Origin of the sequence: Microbacterium sp. NPDC090003 (assembly GCF_044748385.1) — a bacterium.
In the GTDB taxonomy this organism is placed as follows: Bacteria; Actinomycetota; Actinomycetes; order Actinomycetales; family Microbacteriaceae; genus Microbacterium.
The window spans coordinates 1,705,799-1,723,883 of sequence record NZ_JBIVFW010000001.1 but is presented as its reverse complement, the minus strand read 5'-3'; the positions used below and the strand labels follow the sequence as shown (position 1 = coordinate 1,723,883).

Genomic DNA, 18,085 nt, shown 5'->3' with positions numbered 1-18,085 from the left:
CGCTTCGAGAGGCTCAGCGACCCAGTTTCCGTCGTCGGGTCTCTGAGCCGCGAGCGACGGTCCCTGAGCCTGTCGAAGGGCCCCGCGCCACGGAACCCGCGTCCCACAGCATCCGCCCGTCGACGATCGTGGCGAGCGCCGCCGGTGCGCTCTCGACGATCTCCGCGAGCGCGTCGCGCGGGTCGGCGGATGCCGTCGCGAACACCGCGAGGTCGGCCCGTGCGCCGTCGACCAGGGTGCCGGCCGGTGCCGGTCCGTCAGCGAGTCCGAGGGCGCGGGCACCACCGGCCGTTGCCGCGTGCAGCAGCCGGGCGTGCAGGTCGTCGGCCGAGTACCCCTGCGCCCGGGCGAGCCGGTGCAGCTCGGCGACGTCGTCGAGCACCCGCAGCGAGGGCGACGACGAGAGCGAGTCGGTGCCCACCCCGATGGGATTGCCCTCGGTCAGGTACGCGGCGATGGGCGGGGCATCCAATCCGATGACGGCGTTCGACCGCGGACACAGCGCGACCGACACCCCGCGTTCGCGCAGCAGTGCGCGATCGGCGGTGTCGACGTAGATGCCGTGTGCGAGGTGCGAGTGCGGCGTGAGCACGCCGACCGTATCGAGGTAGTGCACGACACCGCTGCCCGAGCCGCCTGTCGAGAGCAGCTGCATGTCGGAGTGCCCGAGGCCGCGCCAGCGCTCGGCGAGTGGTCCGGTGCCGAAGCGGGCGAACTCGTCTTCGGATGCCGACTCCGCCGCGTGGATGTGCAGGCGCACCCCGTGCGCCTCGGCGAGCCGCTGCAGCTCGCGGAACACGTCGGTGTCGAGCGAGTAGATCGCGTGCGGCGAGAGGCCGGTGGCGGGAGGGGAGGGGAGGGCGTCGAGCTGAGCGAGCACCCGCTCGGGGCCATCGTGCTGCCAGGCGGCGCGCTTCCAGCCGAACACCTCCCAGAACACGACACCGTGGAGTCCGCCGTCGTGCACGGCGCGCCCCGCCTCGGGGTCGGTGACGATCTCGGCGACCGCGGTCGTGCCCGACTCGATCGACAGGCGCACGCCCTCGGCGGCCGACGCCGCCCAGTCGTGCTCGACGCGGTAGCCCTTCTCGAAGGCGAGCGCCCAGGTCTCGAAGCTGGGGTATTGCCCGCGCCCCACCGCAGCCATGTCGGTGTACTGCAGATGCGTATGGGCGTTGACGAGTCCGGGAGTGAGGGCGCCGTCCCATTCGCGGCGCTCGCCGATCGCGTCGCCGAGCTCGGAGGTGAGGGCATCGTGCGCGCCGACCGCGACGATGCGTCCGTCGCGCACGGCGACCGCGCCATCGGCGATCGGGGGCGTGACGACGGGCAGCACGGTGCGCGCGCGGTGGAGGGTGATGTCGCTCATGGTCGTCTCTCGGGTGTGCGGGTCGGGTTCACGGGGTGACGTCTCGGGGACGCCACGAGGTCAGATAGTCGCTCTGCGCAGACGAGACGGCGTCCAGTCCGCCGCCGAAAGCGCCGAGCGCCAGCGCGGCCACGCGGTCGTCGGCACTGCGGGGCAGGATGTGCACGGCGGGCGTGAGGGTGCCGCGCCCCGCGAGCAGGTGGTCGACCGCCGAGAGCTGCACCCCGAACGACAGATCCATGACCTGGATCGGGTTGCCCTCGGCAGCGCTCACGTTGATGCAGTGGCCGTCGTCGAGCACGCGGATGCGGCGCCCGTTCGCGAGCCGCAGCACCGACACCGCGCCCCGCCGCGACGTCTCGACCGCGCCCGCATCGAGTGCCGCGAGCAGCGAGATCTCCTGGAACGCTCCGCCGCCGACCGCGACCGCGGCGCCGTCGGGCAGGCGCTCGAGGTGCTCGACCGCGACGGTGTGGGCGATGCCGGTCGTCGAGAGGAGCACGTCGGCGTGGGCCGCGGCATCCGCCAACGGCTCGACGGCGTACCCGGCGAACGCCGCCTGCAGCGCCGCCACCGGATCGACCTCGGCCACCGTCACGCGCGCGCCGAGGGCTGCGGCGTGGCGGGCGACGCCGCTGCCGACGCGTCCGAACCCGACGACCACGACGTCGGTTCCGGCCCACGACCGGTCGAGCAGGTCGGCGACGGCGAGCACGACGGACTGGCCGGTGCCGTGGGCGTTGTCGAACAGCGATTTGGTGCGGGCGTCGTTCGCCGCGACGATCGGGATGCGCAGGGCTCCCTCGTGCTCCATCGTGCGCAGCGGGCGCACACCGCTCGTGGTCTGCTCGGTCGCCCCGGCCATCGAACCCAGGATGCCGGGACGCTCGGTGTGCGCGAGACGGATGGTCGCGGCACCGTCGTCGACGATCACCTCGGGGTGGTGGTCGAGCAGGGCGAGGACGTTGTCGCGGTCTTCGGCGTCGGTCGCGCCGCGGTGCGCGTAGGTCGGGATGCCGGCGTGCACGAGAGCCGCGGCCACCGCGTCGTCGGTGTCACGCCCGACGCACGACACGGCGACGTCGGCGCCCGCCTCGGCGAGCAGCAGGGCGACGGTCGCGGTCTTCGGCTCGAGCACGTCGGAGACGGCGATGCGGATGCCGCGCACCCTCCCGCTCTCGCGCAGCTCGGCCGCGAGCGCCGTCGTGGCGGGCATGAACTGGCGGGCCCAGGCGATGCGCTCGGTGCCCTCGCGCCAGAGCCTCGGGTCGGCGATGCGGCCGGTCATGCGCGGGCCGATCCGGCGAGCACCAGACGGGCGAGGTGGGCGTCGGCCACAACCGGGTCGCCGAACCTGTCGAAGCGTCCCCTCTCCTCCCGAGCGGCGGATGCCGGGGCCCGGGCCGTGAGGATGGACAGGGCGACGAGCGCGTCGGCGAGCGGACTCGGTTGCCCGAGCGTCTCGAACACCCCCGGGGCCTCGGCGACCCAGGTGCCGTCTCCGACGCGGGTGACGAACGGGCGAACCGTGTCGCCCGCCGACGGCACGAGGCCGTTCACATCCACGGAGGCATCGATCAGCACACCGCGGACGGATGCCGGGTCGACGGCCGCATGGCCCTCGCCGGTCGTCAGCACGAGGTCGGCCGCGGGCCACGGCTCGTCTACCGTGGGAGCGCCGACGAGGTGCGCGCGGAGGCGCACGACCGGATCGGCGATCCCGCGGATCACCCGGGTGCCGCCGACGGTGAGCGTGGCGGCGAGACGATCGGCGACCGGGCCGTCGCCGATCACGAGCGCGGATGCCGCGGGCAGCACGAGGTTCGTGCGGCGGGCCAGCGCGCGTACGATCTGCTCGGCGCGCGCGTGGGCGAAGATCGCCGTGAACGCAGGGAGTTCGCGCGGGTCCGGCGCCGAGTCAGCGACGGTGATCGTCACGCCGAACGCCGCGCGCGCGGCATCCTCCACCCCATCCGGCAGCGCCGGGAACCGCCACGAGACGACGGCGGCCACGCCGTCGAGGGTCGGGAAAGCGGATGCCGCGGCCGCCGCGAGCCGGAATCCCGGGGGCGTCACGGCATCCGTCGGCAGGGTGCGGGAGGGGGCAGCGGTCACGGTCGCGACGCTATCCGTTCGCCCGCGAGCACCGCCCGTCTGTGACCTCTCATGACGCGCGGGCGAGCGCGGCGGGCGCGCGTTGTCTAGCGTCGGGGCAATGAGCGAAGGCATCCGTCCCGAATCCGTCCCGCACGAAGTGCTCGAACCGGTGTACGACTGGACGGGCTTCGGCTTCGACACCCGCCAGATCCATGCGGGGGAGTTCGAAGAACCCGCCCACGGGTCGCGCATCGCGCCGATCTACCTGAGCGCCGCGTTCCGCTTCGACTCGTTCGACGAGAGCACGCGTCGCTTCGGCGGCGAGGACGGGCAGATCTACTCCCGCAACCTCAACCCCACCAACGAGGTCGCCGAGCGTCGCATCGCCGCGCTCGAGGGCGGCGTCGGCGCGATCGTCGTCTCGTCGGGTCAGGCGGCGATCAGCGCGGCGATCCTCTCGATCGTCGGCAACGGCGACCGGTTCGTCTCGACCGCGAGCATCTACAGCGGCACCCGCATCCTCTTCGGCCGCTCGTTCGCCCGCTTCGGCGTCGGCGTCGATTACGTGCACGACCCGACCGACGAGGTCGAGTGGGAGGCCGCGATCGGCCCCGACACCAAGGCGATCTTCACCGAGACCATCCCGAACCCCAAGAACGACGTCGTCGATATCGCGGCGGTCGCCCGCATCGCCGAGCGCCACGGCATCCCGCTCATCGTCGACAACACGATCGGCACCCCCTACCTCGTGCGCCCGTTCGAGCACGGCGCGCACATCGTCGTGCACTCGGGAACCAAGTTCCTCACCGGCCACGGCGCCGCGATCTCGGGCGTCGTCGTCGACGGCGGCACCTTCGACTGGGCCGGGAGCCCGCGCGACTACCCCGGCATCACCGAATCGCCGGCTCCCGGCGTGCCGAGTGCACTCGAGACCTACGGTCGCCGGGCCTACGAGTATTTCGTGCGCGGCGGCATCGTGAACGACCTCGGCCCGGCGCTCTCGCCGTTCCACGCATTCCTGCTGCAGCAGGGCATCGAGACCCTGTCGCTGCGCATGGAACGGCACGTGTCGAACTCCCGCGCCATCGCCGAGTTCCTCGCCCAGCACCCGGCGGTCGAGTACGTCGATTACGCAGGGCTCCCGGGGCATCCGCAGCACGAGATCGCCCAGCGCACCCTCGGCGGCCGCAGCGGATCGGTGTTCGCCGTCACCGTGCGCGGCGGGCGGGCCGGAGCCGAGATCTTCATCGACAGCCTGCGGGTGTTCAGCCGCATGACCAACATCGGCGATGTGCGCTCGATGGTGCTGCACCCGGCGACCACCACGCATCTGTCGTTCACGCCCGAACTGCGCGCGCAGCTCGGCATCGACGAGGGACTCGTACGGCTGTCGGTCGGCATCGAGACCGTGGCCGACCTCATCGCCGACCTCGACGCGGCGCTCGCCGCGGTGAGCGCGTATCTTTCCGGCGTTTCGGATGCCGCGGCGGTCGCCCCGTGACCGCCCGCAGCCAGTGGACCGGGGTCGCGACTCGCGAGGAGACCGCGCGCACCTGCACCTGGGAGGGTCGCGGTGCAACTGGGTCCCTGAGCTTGTCGAAGGGTCCCGCCCGGGATGCTTCGACAGGCTCAGCAACCCAGGGCGGACAGGCTCGCTAACCCATGCCGGTAAGCAGGGGTTCGCAGATCTGCAGAATCTCGTAGGCATCCGCCTCTATGTCTGCGAAATAGAGCAGATCTGCGAAATTGTGCGAACCCGCGCGCCCGCCTAACGGGCCTCGAGGTCGTGCAGGCGCGTCCAGAAGTGGTGGAGGCCATGCTCCGAGAGGGTGGCCGAGGCGCCGAGCGTCTCGAACAGTGCTCGCACGGCATCGCCGGCCAGGGGTACGAGACCTGCGGCCACGAGTTCGACATCGGCGACGGATGCCGTGCCCTCCTCCGCGCGACGCAGCACCGACTCCGCGGCGGCCGACGCCACGGCCGAGCGGGCTGCAGAATCAGCGAGCACCCGCAAGAACTGGGGGTCGTCGGCCGCGCGCTCGGTGTTGCCGTGCTGCTGGCGGCGAGTGCGTGCGGCGGTCTGCGCGGCGCCCGTCTCGGTGACCTCGGCGATCAGGTCGGCGAGGTCGCGCACCAGCCCGGTGGCACGGTCGGACGGCAGAGCGGAGGCGGGCATGGTGCTCCTCGGAGAAGACGGCGGCGGGATGCTCCGACTGTAGCGAACGGCATCCGTCCCGAACGTCATGCGCGTTAACGTGAGCGACTCGAAGGCGGCCCGCTGGATACGCTGAAGCCATGACCTCCCGTCCGTTCGGCTCCCTGGATTGGGCGCGGAGAACCCCGGGAATCCCGGCGCTCCTCGACGAGATCCGCCAGGCGAGCATCGCCGATGCCCCCGAGCTCCCGCAGAGCTTCTTCACCCGTCTCGCCGCCGCCGGCTTCGGCCGCATCCGCGTACCCGTCGCCGAGGGCGGTCTGGGCGGCGACGTGCTCGATCTGCTCGACGCGCTGGTCGCGATCGCCGCGGCCGACTCGAACCTCGCGCAGGCCTGGCGCACGCACGTGCTCGCCACCGAGCGCCACGTGAAGTCGCCCGCCGGCGCTCTCCGCGACCGTTGGATCTCCCGCGTCGCCACAGGCTCCATCATCGGCGGCGGTTGGACCGAGGCCGACGGCTCCGGCCCGAGCGTCTTCACCACCCGCCTGTCGACCGAGACCGGCATCCCGCGCCTCACCGGTCGCAAGTTCTACTCGACGGGCAGCCGCTACGCCGACTGGCTCGAGTACAGCGCGGTCGACGATGCGGGCGAGCTCGTGATCGCGGCCCTGAAGACGGATGCCCCCGGCGTCACGCTCCTCGACGACTGGACCGGCTTCGGCCAGCGTGCCACCGCGAGCGGAACGACCGTGCTCGACGGCGCCCCGGTCGATCCCGACGACGTCGCCCCCTGGCAGACGCAGCACCTCGGCACGCCGGGGTGGCAGCAGATGATCCTGCTCGCCGTGCTCGTCGGCATCGGCGAGGGTGCTCGGGCCGCGGCATCCGATCTCATCGATCAGATCGACCGCGCGCACGGTGGCTCCCCGATCCTCGTGCTCGAGGGGTACGGCCGCATCAGCGCGCTCGTCGCGTCGGCCCGCGCCTCGCTCGGTGAGATCGGCCGGCTGAGCGAGATCGCGCACCAGGCGATCATCGCCGGAGATGCGGATGCCGAGACCCTCGCCGACGATGCGGTGAACGCCGTCTTCCAGGCGCAGGCCACGATCGTGCCCCAGGTCATCGAGGCCGCCGACAAACTCATGACCCTGCCCGCGCTGCTCGATGACGTCGCCGAGGCGCAGAACCTCCGCCAGTCACTTCGTCTCGACCGCTTCTGGCGCAACGCCCAGACGCTGTCGACGCACAACCCCGTGCTGCACCGACTGCGCGCGATCGCCGACCGCGAGATCTACGCGATCGACCGCATCGCCGATCCCGCCGAGCGCGAGGTCGCCGTCGCGCAGTCGATCACCGACGGCATTCGCCCGCTCACCGTGGTGCGCGTCGACGCCGCGCTGGCCGCCGGACTCACCGCCGACCCGCGCTCGCTCGACGCGGTCGCCGCAGCTTTCGGCGGGCGCGAGCCGGTGCTCTTCCAGTTCGACGAGCGCCCGGGCGCGCACTTCGACGCAGCGGTCGCGATCGCTACCCTGCTGCACCGTCTGCCGTCGGCGTGGTTCGCGATCGGCACCGCCGACCTCGGCGACACCGGCCACCCCTACAACCTCGCGCGGCGCATCGCCTCGCTCGAGCAGCTCTCGGGCGGACGCACCGCCTGGGTGCTCGACGACGGCACCGCCGAGACCGACGAGCAGCGCGACCGCATCCGCGTGGTGCAGCAGCTGCTGCGCACCTGGCCACGCGAGTCGATCGCCGCGGATGCCGGTGCCCGGCACTTCGCGCAGACCGAGCAGATCCGTCGCATCAACGCCGACGGCGCCTACCCGACGGCCGGCCCGCTGAACGTGCCGAGCAGCCCGCAGCACCTGCCGGTGTTCGTGTCGTCGCGCCGGTTCGACGACGTGCATCGCTATGTCGATCTGCTCGTACGCGACGACGCCTGGGTGCTGCCCTACGCCGATGCCGCGGGCCACCCGCTCGCGACCATCCACGAGGTGTCGGACATCGACGGACTGCTCTTGATCGCCGGTGCCCTGCCGCAGATCGCGGATGCCGCAGCGGATGCTGTGCCCCAGACCCTGCGCGCCCGGCTGCGGCTGCCGGCACCCGCGCTGTACGAGCTCCCCGGAGCATCCGCCCGCTTCGAGCGCGGCAGCGAGACGGAGGCATCATGAGCCACGACGACCGCCTGCTCACCGTCAACATCAACGTGCTCGGTGTCGGCCAGCGACCCGCCGCGTGGCGCGCCCCCGACATCCACCCCGACGCGATCGTCGACCTCGCACACTGGCAGGAGGTCGCCCGCATCGCCGAGCGCGGGCTGGTCGACGCGATCTTCCTCGCCGACCGCCCCGCGATCACCGACCCGCGCAGCCGACCGGTGCAGTACCTCGACCCCGGCGTTCTCGTGCCCGCGATGGCCGCGGCCACCGAGCATCTGGGCTTCGTGGCGACGGCATCCACCACCCTGAACGAGCCGGTCGAACTCGCGCGCCGCCTGTGGGCGCTGCACACCGCGACGCAGGGCCGCTTCGCGTGGAACGCCGTCACCAGCTGGGACGTCGAGGCGGTGCGCAACTTCGGCATCACCGAGGTGCCCGAGCGCGCCGTGCGCTACGCCCGCGCCGAGGAGTTCGTGACCGTCATCAAGAGGCTGTGGGCGACCGCTGGCACCTCCGACGTGGTCGACCACGACGGCTCGTTCTCGGTGCACGCCGGGCTCGAGATGGACGCCCTCGTGCCCGAGCGGCCGGCCATCGTGCAGGCCGGCGGGTCGGAGCCGGGCTGGCGCCTCGCAGGGCTCGTCGCCGACGGGGTGTACTCGGTCGACCACGACCCGGCATCCGCGGCGGAGCACCGCCAGAAGATCCGCTCGTACGCCGTCGACGCCGGTCGCTCGGCCGATGACGTGCGCGTCTTCCCGGGGCTCGCGGTGGTGATCGGCAGCACCGAGCAGGAAGCCTGGGACCGCTTCGATCACTGGGAGCACCTCGCCCCCGCGACCTACAGCCTCAACGAGCTGTCGAAGGCGCTCGGTGCCGACTTCTCGGGGCTCGACCTCGACGCACAGGTCCCGCAGCAGGTGCTGGCGGATGCCGAGGCTCAGGATGCCGGATGGTCGGCGGCGTACCGTCGGGTGCTGATCGAGCGGATCCGGACGGAGCAGCCCACGATCCGCCGCCTGTTGCGCGACTTCGGCGGCTACGGGCAGCGGTTCCTCGCCGGAACGCCCGAGCAGATCGCCGACACGATGGAGGAGTGGTTCCGGGCGGGCTCGGCCGACGGCTTCAACATCATGCTCGACCTGTTCCCCTCCGGGTTGGAGGACTTCGTCGACCAGGTCGTGCCCGAGCTGCAGCGCCGCGGGATCTTCCGGCGAGAGTACGGCCAGGGTGGGGTGCTGGAGCGCTTCCGTCGGCCGTAGCCGGGTGGGCGCGAGGCGCCCCGAACGCGCGCAGGGGAGGACATCTCGCCTTGTGCAGGGGGCATCCGCTGTTCTGATCCTGCGGAGCGCGAGATCTCCTGCAATGCGGGGCGGCCACCGAGTGGTGCGGGCGGAGATCTCGCTGTCGGGCGGAGATTCTCGGCGCGTTCCTCCGCCCATCACGGAGAACTCCGCCCCACGCGGTGCCGCGCGACCTCAGACCTGGTCGAAGCGCCCCGCCCGCGTGGCGCGCTACCCTCGACAACCATGGACACACCAGACGGCCGCGCACTCACGTCGCGCGAACGCGAGGTGCTGGTCGCGATGATCACGCACGCGAAACCCTCCCACGGCGCGTTCGGGGCGAGCGAGCGTGCGGCACTGCTCGAGACCGTCGACGACGTGCGCGTGTGGGGGAGATGCGGGTGCGGTCGCTGCCCCTCGATCGACCTCGGTGATACTTCCGGCGAGTACCCCAGCACCGGCCCGCGCGTCGTGCTCGACGGGTGGCGGGGGACGGAGGGCCTGCTCCTCTTCGTCGACAACGGCGTGCCGACGTACCTCGAGCAGTACAGCGCGAGTGACGACGTGTTCGACGAGTTCGTCCCGGTGAGCGAGATCGAGTACCACTGATGGGCGGACGCTGCGGGGCGGGCCCTTCGACAGGCTCAGGGGCCCAGTCGGGTGCAAGAGGCTGGGTCGCTGAGCCGAAGCTGGGTCGCTGAGCCTGTCGAAGCGTCCCGCCCGGAGAGACCTCAGACCTGGTCGAAGCGCCCCGAGCCCGCGAACGCCGGGGTGCCCACGGCGATCGCCTCAGAAGCACCGAGACCGAAGGCGGCGCGAGCGCCCACGGCATCCGCATCACCGTCGTCGCCGAGCACTGGCACGGCACCCCACACCGGCACCTCGTCGACCGCGAGCACCACATCGACGCCCGGAATGGCCCCACCAGAGCCCAGCAGCACCGTCACGGGCTTGTCCGTCACGTCGACGGGCACCGTCAGCGGCCCGCCGATCGACGGGAAGCCCGGGTCGCTGATCCGCACGATGCGCGAATCGTCGACGTACGCCCCGGCCTCGGTGTCGCCGATGATCGCATCGAGCGGCCACGACTCGAACAGCCGTGAGATCAGCGCCAGCACCGACGCGGAGGTCCCGGCCAGCCCGATCCGCCGTCCGTGCAGGTTCGAGAGGGTCGCGATGTTCCGGCCCAGGTTGATCGGATGCTGTCGCGCAGCGATGATCGGCACCACGACGACCCGCTGTGTGATCGCGAGCAGGGCTCCCGCCGCAGCCGTGCGGTCGGGTCCGGGACCGGTGAGGTCGCCCAGCAGCAGCACGTCGGCTCCGGCATCCAACTCGGCCCCGAGCGCGGCACGGGCATCGCGCCCGGAGCCGGAGCGCACGGCGAAGGCGGCGAGGGTGGCGTCGTCGACGCGCAGCAGACGGGTCATCGGCGGGCCTCTCTCATCCAGCGGGTGAACGGTTGATCGCCCGGCGAGGCGAGCAGCCCGCGCGACTTCAGCACCGGCGTCACGTGCTCGGCGAACTCGCGCAGTCCCCACGGGTTGGTGTCGAACAGCAGGTTGAACCCGTCGGCGGCTCCGGCATCCACCCAGTCGGTCATGATGTCGACGAGCCGCTCGGGCGTGCCGATGAAGAGCTGGTGCCCGAAGCCGGCGAAGTACCGCAGCAGCTCGCGCACCGTGAGGTTACCGGCGGCGCCGTAGGCGGCGATCGCCTTGCGGAATCCGATCGGCGCGGCGGAGGGATCGCCCGACAGCCGCTGGATCTCGCCCTCGGCCGGTGCGTCGAGGTCGAGTCGCGAGCCGTCGATCCCGAACATCGCGGTGAAGCGCTTGAGCACGTAGCCGTCGGGACCGCGTTCGTGGACGGTCAGGAATCGGCGCTCGGCCTCCTCCTCGGTCGAGCCGACGACGAGATGGATGCCGGGCAGCACGAGCGGCGCGGGCCGCCCGAGCTCCGCCGATCGGCGGCGCAGGTCGAGGCGGTTCTCGGCCGCCGTCTCCTTCACTGTCTCGGCCGCGAACACGGCCTCCGCGCTCGCGGCGGCGAGCTGTCGCCCGCGCGGTGAGCCACCGGCCTGCACCACGAGGGGTGCGACGTCGGGCAGCAGGGCCCGGATCGCGGGATCGACGCCCAGGTCGGCCCGACGGATGCTGTCGCCGAAGTACTCGCCCTCGTGCACGTAGTCGGTGTCGCCCTGCACGGCGGCGAGGTACGCCGTGTACGCGTCGACGAACTCCTCGGCGCGGGCGTAGCGCTCCTCGCGTCCGGGGTCGGAGGTGTAGCCGAAGTCGGTGACGGCGGGACCGGTGACACCCGTGACGACGTTCCACCCGAACCGCGAGCCGCTGAACGCGCTGACGCTGAGCAGACGGCGGGCGAGCTCGACCGGATCGTTCGTGCTCGACGAGACGGTCGAGATGATGCCGAGGTGCTCGGTCTCGGCGGCGACCGTGGCCAGCGCCGCGAGGGGCTCGAGGAGCCGGCTCGGACGGATCGCGGGGTTCGACGCGAGCCCCGGGGTGTCGGCGAGGAAGATCGCGTGGATGCCGGCGTCCTCCGCCGTGCGGGCGGCGTCGCGCCAGAAGTCGGCACCGAACACGCGCAACGGGTCTTCGCCCGGGGCGCGCCAGGCACCCGCATCCGTTCCGTAGTCGTAGACGTTCGCGCCGATCACGAGGGGACGGGTCATCGGGCGGGCTCCTTCGTGTCTGAATCTCGCAGTTCTGCAGAATCCCGCAGGTTCTCGGGGCGAGGCATCCGAGGTTCTGCAGAACTGCGAAGTTCTGAGTCCGCCCCACTCGCGAGCCGGCCCGTGCCGACGTACCAGATCTCGGGCAGGTCGCTGCCGACCAGCGCTCGTTCGCCGAGCGCCCGGGCCTTGAGATGCACGGGGTTGTGGTTGCTGAGCGTACGGGCGTTGCGCCAGTGCCGATCGAGCGCGAGGCGTCCGTCGACGAGCGAGCCGCCGCCCAGGTCGAACACGCTCTGCGCGGCCCGCTGCACGAGCGCCGGCACCGTGATCTGCGCGCGCGTGACGGCGAGGTGGCCGTCACCGGTCTGCGCGTCGAGCGGGCGTTCCAGGTCTGCTCCGAGCAGCGAGGCGGCCGTTCGCACCGATGCCACGACGGCCTGCGCGAGACCGTCGAGCGTGCCGATGCGCTCCTGCAACTGCGGGTCGTCGGCGGGCACGGCGGTCGAGGCGTGGCTGAAGTTGCGGGTGCGCGAGCGCAACCAGGCGATCGCGTCGTCGCGGGTGCGCAGCGCGATCCCGGCCAGCGTGGCGAGATGCGTGAGCTGCAGCACGGCGTCGAGGTTGCCGAGCCGGTCGGTGCGCGAGCCCTCGCCCACCCGCACGCGCTCCGGGTCGACGACGACGTCGGTGAACTCGACCGTGCCCGACGTGGTGAGCCGCTGGCCCACGCCGTCCCAGTCGTCGTGCAGCACGACGCCCTCGGCATCCGCCGCCACGACCGCGACCAGATGGCGGCCTTCCTCGTCGGAAGCGAGCACCGAGATCCGGTCGGCGTAGCCCGTGCCGGTCGCATAGGCCTTGCGGCCGTTCAGACGCGGGATGCCGTCGGCATCGGTGCGCAGCGTCGTGCCCACCGTGCCGATCTCTCCGGCGCCCTCGGTGGTCGCGCCGGCGAAGAGCAGACCGGCTGCGATGTCGGCGGTCGCGGCATCCGTCTCGCCGCGGGCGATGGCACGGGCGGCACGGTCGCTGGTGGTGAAGTGCGTGCGCAGGCTCTGCGTGACGTTCGCGTCGGCGCGGGCCAGGAGGATCTGCAGGTCGACGAGCTGCGGGTACGTGAGCCCCGCGCCCCCGGCCGCGACCGACAGGCGCGCGGCCGCCAGCCCGAGGCGGGCGAGCTCGCGCACGTCGGCGCGGAGTCCCCGTCCGGGGTCGCGGTCATGGTCGCGCGCCGGCGATTCGGCGGCGATGCGGCCGATGACCTCATCGATCTCGGCGACGTTCGGCAGGGCGTACCCCGCATCGGCGACCGAGGTGAATGCGAGCAGATCCTCCGGCATCCGTCAGACCGTCCCGACCACGCCGGACGGGGCGGAGTTCGGCCAGCCGGCGGGGGCCGTGCGCCCGGCCGGGTCGAGGGCCGGACGGGTGCGGCCGTAGGCGAGCGCGTGCACGAAGCGGCGGCGGAACTCGGTCAGGTCGAACGAGGTGACCGCGCGGGTCGAGGCACCCTCGGGCGTGCCCCACACCAGCGGCAGGCCATCGCTCGTGAGTGCGACCCGGGTCGCGAGCGAACCCGCGGCCGGGGTGAAATCGACCGGGCCTTCGATCCAGCCCGTCACGATCTCGGGGCGGTGCAGGATCACCGACGACAGGCCGTCGTGGGCGGCCGAGATCCGGCGCCCCCACTTGTACTGGTAGAAGTCGTTGTACGCGTCGAGGATCGTGCCCGCGAAGTGCGCCGCCGGCAGGTCGGAGCCCAGCAGGAGTGCCGTGACGTCCTCCTCGAGCAGCGCCTGCGAGGTCACGTTGACGCCCACCATGATCACGTTGCCGTCGTTCACGGCACCGAACACCGCCTCGGCGGCCGCGCGGTCGTTGTTCGTGTTCGCATCGGTCACGGTCGGGGTGCCGGGTGCGGGGTACGGCCCCGCGCCGCCCATGATGACCACGGAGCGGAACTTCAGGAACAGCTCCGGGTCCTTCTCCAGCGCCAGTGCGATGTTCGTGAGCGGTCCGAGCGGGTGCAGGTCGATCTGACCCGGGTGCTCGTTCGCGATGCGCACGAGGTAGTCGGCTGCGGACTCCGCTTCGAGCGTAGGCTCGGGGCGTTCGAAGCCGCGGTCGCCGAGGCCGTCGTGGCCGTGCACGAACCACGCGATCGACGGGTCGCCGTCGAGGGGGCCGCTCGCGCCCAGGTAGATCGGGATGCGCGGGGCATCCGCCACGTCGAGCACGTACGCGACGTTGCGGGCCGAGTCCTCGACCGCGCAGTTGCCGTAGATCGTCGTGATGCCGACGATCTCGACGTCGGGCTGCGCCAGCAGGTAGAGCAGGGAGTGGGCGTCGTCGATCCCGGTGTCGGTGTCGACGACGATCCACTGCTTCTCGGGGGCGAAGTCGGGCATGATCCTGCTCTCAGTGCTGGTGCTCGTGCGCGGGTTCGGCGAGCTTGAACGCCAGGCGTCCGTGCGCGAAGCCGCCGCCCGCGCGGATGGCGGTCGCGACCCAGGCGGCCTCGGCCAGCTCGGCCTCGTCGGCGCCGGCCGCGACGGCCTTCTGCGAGTGCGCGTCGATGCAGTACACGCACTGCGTGGTGATGCCCACGGCCAGTGCGATCAGCTCGCGGTACTTCAGCGGGATCGCCCGCGATTCGTCGGGCGCGAACACGGCGCTGTCGAAGGCCGCGAACGCCGCGAGGATGTCGGGGGTGTGCTCCTTGTAGACCTTCGTGTAGGTCTTGTCGGCTTCGCTGTCGAAGTAGGCGCTCATGCTCTGCTCTCTGCTGACGGGTGGGACTACCGTGACGCTATGGCTCCCCGGCATCCGCCCGCACGTTCGAGTGCAACACGAGGTCATCCGGCGGGAGGATCCTCCTGCAGGCGCTGGGGCCCCGCGCCCAGACTGCCGAGCTCGTCGTCGGGGTTCAGCAGACCGCACGCCTTCATCGACAGGCAACCGCAGCCGATGCATCCGGTCAGTTCGCGTTCGAGGCGTTCGATGCCCTCGCGACGCTTCTCGAGCGCGCGCTTCCAGCGACGCGAGGCGCGCTGCCAGTCGTCGTGGCTCGGGGTCTCGGTGAGCGGCACGTCGGCGAACGCGGTCTGCACGTCGGCGAGCGGGATGCCGAGGCGCTTCGCCACCGCGATCAGCGACACCCGCCGGATCATGTGGCGCGGGTAGCGACGCTGATTGCCGGGCGTGCGGAACGAGGCGATGAGGCCGATCGACTCGTAGAAGTGCAGTGCGGATGCCGCGACCCCCGTGCGCCGCGTCATCTCGCCGATCGAGAGGGCGTCCTCGGCGGTGTGCGCGGTATCGGCGTGCGAGGTCATCCCTGCCTCCGGAATACTCTGGCTCATGTCCGCGGATCCTGGCCCGCGGATTTGACCTAAAGTGTACTTGAGGTTCTAGCGTGGAACGCTGACCCGAAGGAAGCCCCGATGACCTATGTGATCGCCCTGCCGTGCGTCGATGTCAAGGACCGCGCGTGCATCGACGAGTGTCCCGTCGACTGCATCTACGAGGGTGAACGCTCGCTCTACATCCACCCCGACGAGTGCGTCGACTGCGGGGCGTGCGAGCCGGTGTGCCCCGTCGAGGCCATCTTCTATGAGGACGACCTGCCCGATGAGTGGACCGACTACTACAAGGCGAACGTCGAGTTCTTCGACGAGGTGGGCTCGCCCGGCGGCGCCGCGAAGGTGGGAATGATCGCCCACGACCACCCCCTCATCGCCGCTCTTCCCCCGCAGGAGGGTGCCGAGTGAGCACCGCAGCATCCGGCATCCCTGTTCCCAGCGCCGTCGGCGAAGGGCTCAAGGCGGCGTTCCGCACCCACCCCGCGGGCGTCGCGATCATCACGGCGGCGACCCCCGAGGGCCCCGTCGGGCTCACGGCATCGAGCGTGGCATCCGTCGCCGTCGACCCCGCCGCGATCGTCTTCTCCGTCACCCGCGCGACCGGCAGCGCGGGCGGACTCCTCTCGGCCGACACGTTCGTCGTGCACCTGATCGACCACGACCATTCGGCCCTCGCGCAGAGCTTCGCCGTCAGCGGATCGGAGCGCTTCACCCCCGAGCAGCAGTGGAGCACCCTCCCGACCGGCGAGCCGTACCTCCCCGCCGCGCGCTTCGCCCTGCGGTGCCGCGCGATCCAGACCGTGCCCGTCGGAACGTCGAGCGTGGTGATCGCCGAGGTGCTCGAGGTGTTCTCGGGCCCCCAGGGCCGCCCCCTCGTCTACGTCGACCGGAAGTTCCACGCCCTCCCGCACCCCTCCTGACCCGGCCGCGCCCCGTACCCAACTCAGGAAGATCGGCCGCCGGGCGGCAATTTCCGACACCGAAACGGTGCTACCGCCGCGTTGTTCCTGAGTTGGGTACGCCGCTAGCGCGCATACTCCTCAGCGTCGGGCGCCGCGGCCCCGAATCCGGCCCGAATCTCCCCGGAACGCTCGTTCTCTCCGGAGTTATGAACGGCCCACGACCTGCGCGTCCTCAACTCAGGACAAACGGTGCGCGAGAAGCCGAATCGTGCGCGGATCGGTTGCTTCGGCGAGGTTTGTCCTGAGGTGGTGCCGCGCCCCGCGCGCGAAGGTTAGGAGGCGATGCCTCCGGGATGCGCGGGCGAACCCTCTCTCGTGCCCGCATCGCCTACGGTTGACGCCATGAGCACCCGACTCCTCGTGAAGGCACCGGTGGACATGGCGCTGGGTGAACGCGCCGAGATCGATCAGGATCCGGATCGCTGGATCAATGGGCGTCCCCGTGTGACGGTGATCGACGTCGTCCTCTTGGCCATGCCGCGGTCGAGCATCTCTCGCCTGTCCGGCGTCTACTTCGTGACACCAAGGCTTCTGGATGCCGTGCAAGTGAATGGCCTGAGCGGTCTCAGCGAAAGAGAGTTCACGATGTCCTTCGACCCCCAGATGGCCGGTCTCGGCGAGTTCGATGGACGAGAGCTGCCGGACCTCCGGTGCGTGGAGGTGTGGGGAGACGCTGCAACCGACGACTTCGCTCACCTCGAAGGACGCTCGGGGCTTGTCGTCTCGCCGGGCGCCCTGGCGGTTCTCCGAAGCTTCGATCTCACTGATGTGCGCGTCGAACCGCTGTAAAACGAGACGGGCGGGCGAGCTCCCGCGTGCATAACTCCTCAAACTCGGGCGCCCGCGGCCACGATTCCGGGCCGAAACTCCCGGAACGCTCGTTCTCTCCGGAGTTATGAACGACGCCGACGAACCGGACCTCGGATCGAAGGCCGGAAGGCGGATGCTGCGTCACACCGCGGCGGTCGAACCCCGCTCCGTGAGCACGAACGGCAGCTCGGCGGCCGGAACCTCGCCCTCGCCCAGCCGCGCGAGCACGGCAGCGGCCGCCCTCTCGCCCTGCTGCAGCGGGAACTGATCGACCGTCGTGAGATCGAAGATCGCACCGAGCTCGTGCCCGTCGATGCCGATGACCGAAAGATCGTCCGGCACGCGCAGCCCCTGCTCCCGCGCGGCGAGGATCGCCCCGATCGCCATCTCGTCGGATGCCGCGAACACCGCGGTTGGTCGAGCGCCCGAGCCGGTGAGCAACTGCGTCGCCGCGCGCACGCCGCCCGCGATCGTGAAGTCCGCCGCCACGACGAGCGACGGGTCGACCGGAATGCCCGCATCGCTCAGCGCCTTCTCGAACCCCAGACGCCGGTTCGTGGGCACGTGGAAGCCCTCGTCGAACTCGGGTCCCGCCCCGATATAGGCGATGTGCCGGTGCCCGAGCCCGATCAGGTGCTCGGTCGCGAGGCGGGCGATCCCGAGCTCGTCGACGGTGAGCGTGTCGAGCGACGGATGCGGCCCGCCAATCGCGATGATCGGCAATCCCAACCCGCTCAGCTGCCGGATCTCATCGTCCTCGAACCGGATCGAGACGGCGATGACGGCATCCACCCCCTGGCGTCGCAGGAAGGTGTCGAAGACGTGCTTCCGCGTCTCGCGGTCGGTCGTGATGTTGTACAGCGTGATGTCGAAGCCGGCGCGCATGAGCGCCGACGACACCCCCGACAGCACGGTGCTGAAGAACCAACGGTCGAGGTAGGGAACGATCACGCCGACCGTGCGGGTGCGCCCGGAGGCGAGGCTCGACGCACGCGACGACACCACGTACCCGAGGCTGTCGGCGGCACTCAGAACTCGCTCGCGCGTCGCGTCCGAGACCTTGCCGCGCCCGCTCAGGGCGCGCGAGACGGTCGCCGTCGAGACGCCGGCCAGTCGTGCCACGTCGTCGATGCTCGCCATCTCGCCGCCTTTCGAATCGAGTGATCTGGTGGGTGAGC

At 71.3% G+C, this 18,085-nt stretch carries 18 protein-coding genes; 7 read left to right on the top strand and 11 right to left on the bottom strand.

The window, feature by feature from the left end; all coding sequences use genetic code 11:
- Window positions 1–13 precede the first annotated feature (13 nt).
- From ACIPVN_RS08250 to ACIPVN_RS08240, 3 genes are read right to left on the bottom strand one after another with little or no spacing between them, the layout of a single operon-like run.
- Entirely contained in the window at window positions 14–1,369 is a 1,356-nt protein-coding gene (locus ACIPVN_RS08250; RefSeq protein WP_400441921.1) for an amidohydrolase family protein, read from the bottom strand.
- A gap of 28 nt (window positions 1,370–1,397) precedes the next feature.
- Complete coding sequence (locus ACIPVN_RS08245; RefSeq protein WP_400441918.1) at window positions 1,398–2,657, bottom strand: adenosylhomocysteinase; 1,260 nt, start codon at window positions 2,655–2,657, stop codon at window positions 1,398–1,400.
- Window positions 2,654–3,484: a hypothetical protein gene (locus ACIPVN_RS08240; RefSeq protein ID WP_400441915.1), complete on the bottom strand. Its 831-nt coding sequence runs from the start codon at window positions 3,482–3,484 to the stop codon at window positions 2,654–2,656. Before ACIPVN_RS08240 ends, ACIPVN_RS08245 begins: the two co-directional genes overlap by 4 nt.
- Window positions 3,485–3,584: 100 nt before the next feature.
- Between ACIPVN_RS08240 and ACIPVN_RS08235 the strand changes: the two genes are divergently transcribed.
- The gene (locus tag ACIPVN_RS08235; RefSeq protein WP_400441912.1) at window positions 3,585–4,967 is read left to right on the top strand and encodes an O-acetylhomoserine aminocarboxypropyltransferase/cysteine synthase family protein; all 1,383 of its coding nucleotides are present in this window, start codon (window positions 3,585–3,587) and stop codon (window positions 4,965–4,967) included.
- Window positions 4,968–5,234: 267 nt separating this feature from the next.
- On the opposite strand, the gene ACIPVN_RS08230 is transcribed toward ACIPVN_RS08235, so the two are convergent.
- The gene (locus ACIPVN_RS08230) at window positions 5,235–5,642 is read right to left on the bottom strand and encodes a hypothetical protein (protein ID WP_336641126.1); all 408 of its coding nucleotides are present in this window, start codon (window positions 5,640–5,642) and stop codon (window positions 5,235–5,237) included.
- A gap of 119 nt (window positions 5,643–5,761) precedes the next feature.
- Here ACIPVN_RS08230 and ACIPVN_RS08225 point away from each other — a divergent pair, with 119 nt between their 5' ends.
- From ACIPVN_RS08225 to ACIPVN_RS08215, 3 genes are all read left to right on the top strand, one after another.
- The gene (locus ACIPVN_RS08225; RefSeq protein WP_400441909.1) at window positions 5,762–7,801 is read left to right on the top strand and encodes an acyl-CoA dehydrogenase family protein; all 2,040 of its coding nucleotides are present in this window, start codon (window positions 5,762–5,764) and stop codon (window positions 7,799–7,801) included.
- Window positions 7,798–9,051: an LLM class flavin-dependent oxidoreductase gene (locus tag ACIPVN_RS08220; protein WP_400441906.1), complete on the top strand. Its 1,254-nt coding sequence runs from the start codon at window positions 7,798–7,800 to the stop codon at window positions 9,049–9,051. The genes ACIPVN_RS08225 and ACIPVN_RS08220 overlap by 4 nt, the downstream gene beginning before the upstream one ends.
- Window positions 9,052–9,318: 267 nt before the next feature.
- A complete protein-coding gene (locus tag ACIPVN_RS08215; protein WP_400441903.1) occupies window positions 9,319–9,684 on the top strand; it encodes a hypothetical protein in 366 nt (121 codons plus the stop codon).
- Between the two features lie 122 nt (window positions 9,685–9,806).
- On the opposite strand, the gene ACIPVN_RS08210 is transcribed toward ACIPVN_RS08215, so the two are convergent.
- The 6 genes from ACIPVN_RS08210 to soxR all read right to left on the bottom strand — a co-directional run bounded on the left by ACIPVN_RS08210 (window position 9,807) and on the right by soxR (window position 15,108).
- A complete protein-coding gene (locus tag ACIPVN_RS08210) occupies window positions 9,807–10,505 on the bottom strand; it encodes a hypothetical protein (protein ID WP_400441900.1) in 699 nt (232 codons plus the stop codon).
- The gene (locus ACIPVN_RS08205; protein ID WP_400441897.1) at window positions 10,502–11,770 is read right to left on the bottom strand and encodes an LLM class flavin-dependent oxidoreductase; all 1,269 of its coding nucleotides are present in this window, start codon (window positions 11,768–11,770) and stop codon (window positions 10,502–10,504) included. The genes ACIPVN_RS08210 and ACIPVN_RS08205 overlap by 4 nt, the downstream gene beginning before the upstream one ends.
- Entirely contained in the window at window positions 11,767–13,113 is a 1,347-nt protein-coding gene (locus tag ACIPVN_RS08200) for a hypothetical protein (protein ID WP_400441895.1), read from the bottom strand. The genes ACIPVN_RS08205 and ACIPVN_RS08200 overlap by 4 nt, the downstream gene beginning before the upstream one ends.
- 3 nt (window positions 13,114–13,116) lie before the next feature.
- Entirely contained in the window at window positions 13,117–14,181 is a 1,065-nt protein-coding gene (locus ACIPVN_RS08195) for a nucleoside hydrolase (protein WP_400441893.1), read from the bottom strand.
- Between the two features lie 10 nt (window positions 14,182–14,191).
- Window positions 14,192–14,545, bottom strand: coding sequence for a carboxymuconolactone decarboxylase family protein (locus ACIPVN_RS08190; RefSeq protein ID WP_400441891.1), 354 nt, complete (start codon window positions 14,543–14,545; stop codon window positions 14,192–14,194).
- An 83-nt stretch (window positions 14,546–14,628) separates the two neighbouring features.
- Entirely contained in the window at window positions 14,629–15,108 is a 480-nt protein-coding gene (gene soxR / locus ACIPVN_RS08185) for a redox-sensitive transcriptional activator SoxR (protein WP_400441888.1), read from the bottom strand.
- Between the two features lie 108 nt (window positions 15,109–15,216).
- On the opposite strand from soxR, the gene fdxA reads away from it, so the two are divergent.
- The 3 genes from fdxA to ACIPVN_RS08170 all read left to right on the top strand — a co-directional run bounded on the left by fdxA (window position 15,217) and on the right by ACIPVN_RS08170 (window position 16,886).
- Entirely contained in the window at window positions 15,217–15,543 is a 327-nt protein-coding gene (fdxA, locus tag ACIPVN_RS08180) for a ferredoxin (protein WP_247623660.1), read from the top strand.
- Complete coding sequence (locus tag ACIPVN_RS08175) at window positions 15,540–16,055, top strand: flavin reductase family protein (RefSeq protein WP_400441884.1); 516 nt, start codon at window positions 15,540–15,542, stop codon at window positions 16,053–16,055. Before fdxA ends, ACIPVN_RS08175 begins: the two co-directional genes overlap by 4 nt.
- A 384-nt stretch (window positions 16,056–16,439) precedes the next feature.
- Window positions 16,440–16,886, top strand: coding sequence for a hypothetical protein (locus ACIPVN_RS08170; protein WP_400441882.1), 447 nt, complete (start codon window positions 16,440–16,442; stop codon window positions 16,884–16,886).
- 162 nt (window positions 16,887–17,048) lie between these two features.
- Here the strand turns inward: ACIPVN_RS08170 and ACIPVN_RS08165 are convergent, their stop codons facing one another.
- A complete protein-coding gene (locus tag ACIPVN_RS08165) occupies window positions 17,049–18,047 on the bottom strand; it encodes a LacI family DNA-binding transcriptional regulator (RefSeq protein WP_400441880.1) in 999 nt (332 codons plus the stop codon).
- Window positions 18,048–18,085: the final 38 nt, after the last annotated feature.

Coding starts and splice junctions, on each gene's coding strand:
- ACIPVN_RS08250 (WP_400441921.1), bottom strand. CDS start 1,369: ATGAGCGACATCACCCTCCACCGCGCGCGCACCGTGCTGCCCGTCGTC.
- ACIPVN_RS08245 (WP_400441918.1), bottom strand. CDS start 2,657: ATGACCGGCCGCATCGCCGACCCGAGGCTCTGGCGCGAGGGCACCGAG.
- ACIPVN_RS08235 (WP_400441912.1), top strand. CDS start 3,585: ATGAGCGAAGGCATCCGTCCCGAATCCGTCCCGCACGAAGTGCTCGAA.
- ACIPVN_RS08230 (WP_336641126.1), bottom strand. CDS start 5,642: ATGCCCGCCTCCGCTCTGCCGTCCGACCGTGCCACCGGGCTGGTGCGC.
- ACIPVN_RS08225 (WP_400441909.1), top strand. CDS start 5,762: ATGACCTCCCGTCCGTTCGGCTCCCTGGATTGGGCGCGGAGAACCCCG.
- ACIPVN_RS08220 (WP_400441906.1), top strand. CDS start 7,798: ATGAGCCACGACGACCGCCTGCTCACCGTCAACATCAACGTGCTCGGT.
- ACIPVN_RS08215 (WP_400441903.1), top strand. CDS start 9,319: ATGGACACACCAGACGGCCGCGCACTCACGTCGCGCGAACGCGAGGTG.
- ACIPVN_RS08210 (WP_400441900.1), bottom strand. CDS start 10,505: ATGACCCGTCTGCTGCGCGTCGACGACGCCACCCTCGCCGCCTTCGCC.
- ACIPVN_RS08205 (WP_400441897.1), bottom strand. CDS start 11,770: ATGACCCGTCCCCTCGTGATCGGCGCGAACGTCTACGACTACGGAACG.
- ACIPVN_RS08200 (WP_400441895.1), bottom strand. CDS start 13,113: ATGCCGGAGGATCTGCTCGCATTCACCTCGGTCGCCGATGCGGGGTAC.
- ACIPVN_RS08195 (WP_400441893.1), bottom strand. CDS start 14,181: ATGCCCGACTTCGCCCCCGAGAAGCAGTGGATCGTCGTCGACACCGAC.
- ACIPVN_RS08190 (WP_400441891.1), bottom strand. CDS start 14,545: ATGAGCGCCTACTTCGACAGCGAAGCCGACAAGACCTACACGAAGGTC.
- soxR (WP_400441888.1), bottom strand. CDS start 15,108: ATGACCTCGCACGCCGATACCGCGCACACCGCCGAGGACGCCCTCTCG.
- fdxA (WP_247623660.1), top strand. CDS start 15,217: ATGACCTATGTGATCGCCCTGCCGTGCGTCGATGTCAAGGACCGCGCG.
- ACIPVN_RS08170 (WP_400441882.1), top strand. CDS start 16,440: ATGAGCACCCGACTCCTCGTGAAGGCACCGGTGGACATGGCGCTGGGT.
- ACIPVN_RS08165 (WP_400441880.1), bottom strand. CDS start 18,047: ATGGCGAGCATCGACGACGTGGCACGACTGGCCGGCGTCTCGACGGCG.